Here is a 2,724-nt window from a genome sequence, read left to right as displayed (position 1 = left end):
GCCCGCACCACGCAGGTGCGGGCCCCGGCTCGCGCTGTCCTCAGGCCCAGGAAGGCTTTTCCGAATGACTCGATCCGAGCGGCACGACCGTGCTGCCCGCCCTGCCGGCAAGCGCCCGGTGAACTCCCGCGCCAAGGGACCCGCGAAAGGCACGGCCAAGGCTCCCGCCCGGCGCGCCGCCGCCCGTCCGCAGGAATTCACGCTGCCGGAAACCATCACCCCCGCGCTGCCCGCCGTCGAGGCGTTCGACGAGCTGGACATGCCCGCGGGCCTGCTCAAGACCCTCACCGCCCAGGGGGTGACCCAGCCGTTCCCGATCCAGGGAGCGACGCTGCCGAACTCCCTCGCGGGACGTGACATTCTCGGCCGGGGGCGTACCGGTTCCGGCAAGACCCTCGCCTTCGGGCTGGCGCTCCTCGCCCGTACGGCGGGCCGGCGTGCCGAGCCGCGCGCCCCTCTCGCGCTGGTGCTCGTACCCACGCGTGAACTGGCGCAGCAGGTGACCGACGCGCTGACCCCGTACGCCACCGCCGTCAATCTGAAGCTGACCACGGTCGTCGGCGGGCTCTCGATCGGCAAGCAGGCGGGCGCGCTGCGGCGCGGCGCCGAGGTGCTGGTCGCGACGCCCGGACGGCTCAAGGACCTCATCGAGCGCGGCGACTGCCGGCTGGACCAGGTCGCGATCACCGTGCTCGACGAGGCCGACCAGATGGCCGACATGGGCTTTATGCCGCAGGTCACGGCGCTGCTCAAGCAGGTCGAGCCGAACGGGCAGCGGATGCTGTTCTCGGCGACTCTCGACCGCAATATCGACCGGCTCGTCCGGCAGTATCTGACCGACCCCGTGGTCCACTCGGTCGACCCGTCCCAGGGCGCGGTCACCACGATGGAACACCATGTGCTCTATGTCCTGGACGAGACGGACAAGAAGGAGATCACGACGCGGATCGCCGCGCGTGACGGGCGGGTGCTGCTCTTCCTGGACACCAAGCGGTCCGTGGACCGGCTGGTGAAGCGGCTGCTGGCGAGCGGTGTGCGGGCGTCGGGGCTGCACGGCGGCCGTTCGCAGCCGCAGCGCAACCGGACGCTCGAACAGTTCAAGAACGGTCTGGTCACCTGTCTCGTCGCGACGAATGTCGCGGCGCGCGGTATCCATGTGGACGATCTCGACCTGGTCGTCAACGTCGACCCGCCCGTCGACCACAAGGACTATCTCCACCGCGGCGGGCGCACCGCCAGGGCGGGGGAGTCCGGCAGTGTGGTGACGCTGGTCCTGCCCGAGCAGCGGCGGGAGATGACCCGGCTGATGTCCGACGCGGGGATCGCCCCCCGCTCGGCGCGGATCAAGTCGACGGACGAGGAGCTGACCCGGCTCACGGGTGCGCGGGAGCCCTCCGGGGTGGCCGTCACCATCGATGTGCCGCAGCCCGTCGTCCAGGCGAAGCAGAAGACACGGTCGTCGCGGCCGGCGCGGACCGGCGCCGGCGCCGGTGCGGGCACCGGGGGCGGCGCCGCCCGTCTCGGGGGCACCGCGCGCGGCAGCCGTGGCCGCCGGGGCCGTCCGGGCCGCGGCGCCGAAGGCGGCCGGCGCACGGCGGCCTGAGCCGCTTCTCCGTCCGTATCCGCCGGTGCCCGGCAGCGCGTTCGGCGCTGCCGGGCACCGGTGTCGAAGCCCCCGGGCCCGGCCGCCGGTGCTGTTGCGGCGCGTGGCGATCTCCTCGCGCGGGCGGGTGGTGCGCGTGATCCGTGGTCCCGTCCGGTCGGTGTACAGCGTGCTACCGGGCCGGTTCGGCCGGTTAACTTCCCGGAAATTCCCAGCCGTTGGGATTGACGTGTACAGGTCTACGCGCGTCATCATGGGGCCATGCGAATTCCCCCACGTATGGCCACCCTCGGTGGTGTCGCCGCACTCGCGTCCGCACTCCTCGTCGGCGGGGTCACCGCCACCGCCACCGCGGCCCCCGCCGCCGTCGGCAGCGTCTGCTACTCCCGGCTGCCCGCCCAGGCGTACGACACCCTCCGCCTCATAGACGCCGGCGGGCCCTTCCCGTACCGGCAGGACGGCGGCGTCTTCCAGAACCGGGAAGGCGTCCTGCCGAGCCAGTCGAACGGCTACTACCACGAGTACACCGTCAAGACCCCCGGCTCCTCCGACCGCGGCGCGCGCCGTATCGTCACGGGCCAGCGCAACAACGAGGACTACTACACCTCCAACCACTACGCGTCGTTCTCGCTCGTCAACTACGGCTGCTGACCGGAAGGTAACCTCCGTTCCATGACGGTGACGTATGTGATCGACGGGGCGGAGGTCACCGGCCTCGATCGCTTCTGGCAGGTGATCGGGGCCGCGGTGAACGGGCCCGGCGGATACTTCGGGAGCAATCTCGACGCGCTCGCGGACTGTCTGCACGGTGGGTACGGAACGCCGGACGACGGCGACTTCGTCATCGAATGGCGCCGGCACGAACTCTCGCGCCGGGCACTCGGCCAGGAGGAGACCGCGCGCACGCTCCGGCGGCGGCTGGAGCGCGCGCACCCGGACAACAAGACCGCCATCCAGGCGGAGTTGGACGACGTCCTGGCCGGCCGGGGCCCCACCGTCTTCGACGAGCTGGTCCAGCTCATCGAGGAAGAGGCCCCCGGAGTACTACGGCTCGACTGAGCGCCGCCCGGCGACGGGACCCCAACCGCCCCCGGTCGCCCCCGATCGGGGGCGGTTGCGTC

3 protein-coding genes are annotated in these 2,724 nt (G+C 71.8%); all 3 read left to right on the top strand.

What is annotated here, in order from left to right; genetic code table 11:
* The first annotated feature begins 64 nt into the window (after nt 1-64).
* The 3 genes from ACWGDX_RS39255 (at nt 65) to ACWGDX_RS39245 (ending at nt 2,662) form a co-directional block, all read left to right on the top strand.
* A complete protein-coding gene (locus tag ACWGDX_RS39255; RefSeq protein WP_365902414.1) occupies nt 65-1,603 on the top strand; it encodes a DEAD/DEAH box helicase in 1,539 nt (512 codons plus the stop codon).
* Nucleotides 1,604-1,864: 261 nt separating this feature from the next.
* Nucleotides 1,865-2,254, top strand: a complete 390-nt coding sequence (locus tag ACWGDX_RS39250; protein ID WP_453633603.1) for a ribonuclease domain-containing protein — start codon at nt 1,865-1,867, stop codon at nt 2,252-2,254.
* 21 nt (nt 2,255-2,275) lie between these two features.
* Entirely contained in the window at nt 2,276-2,662 is a 387-nt protein-coding gene (locus ACWGDX_RS39245; protein WP_453633602.1) for a barstar family protein, read from the top strand.
* Nucleotides 2,663-2,724: the final 62 nt, after the last annotated feature.

It is taken from the genome of Streptomyces sp. NPDC055025, assembly GCF_053608565.1.
The sequence above is the reverse complement of the archived record's forward strand: the minus strand, read 5'-3'. Positions and strand labels throughout refer to the sequence as shown.

What these genes read in the sequence shown, in the direction of transcription:
- ACWGDX_RS39245 (WP_453633602.1), top strand. Translation starts at nt 2,276, where the DNA reads ATGACGGTGACGTATGTGATCGACGGGGCGGAGGTCACCGGCCTCGAT.
- ACWGDX_RS39255 (WP_365902414.1), top strand. Translation starts at nt 65, where the DNA reads ATGACTCGATCCGAGCGGCACGACCGTGCTGCCCGCCCTGCCGGCAAG.
- ACWGDX_RS39250 (WP_453633603.1), top strand. Translation starts at nt 1,865, where the DNA reads ATGCGAATTCCCCCACGTATGGCCACCCTCGGTGGTGTCGCCGCACTC.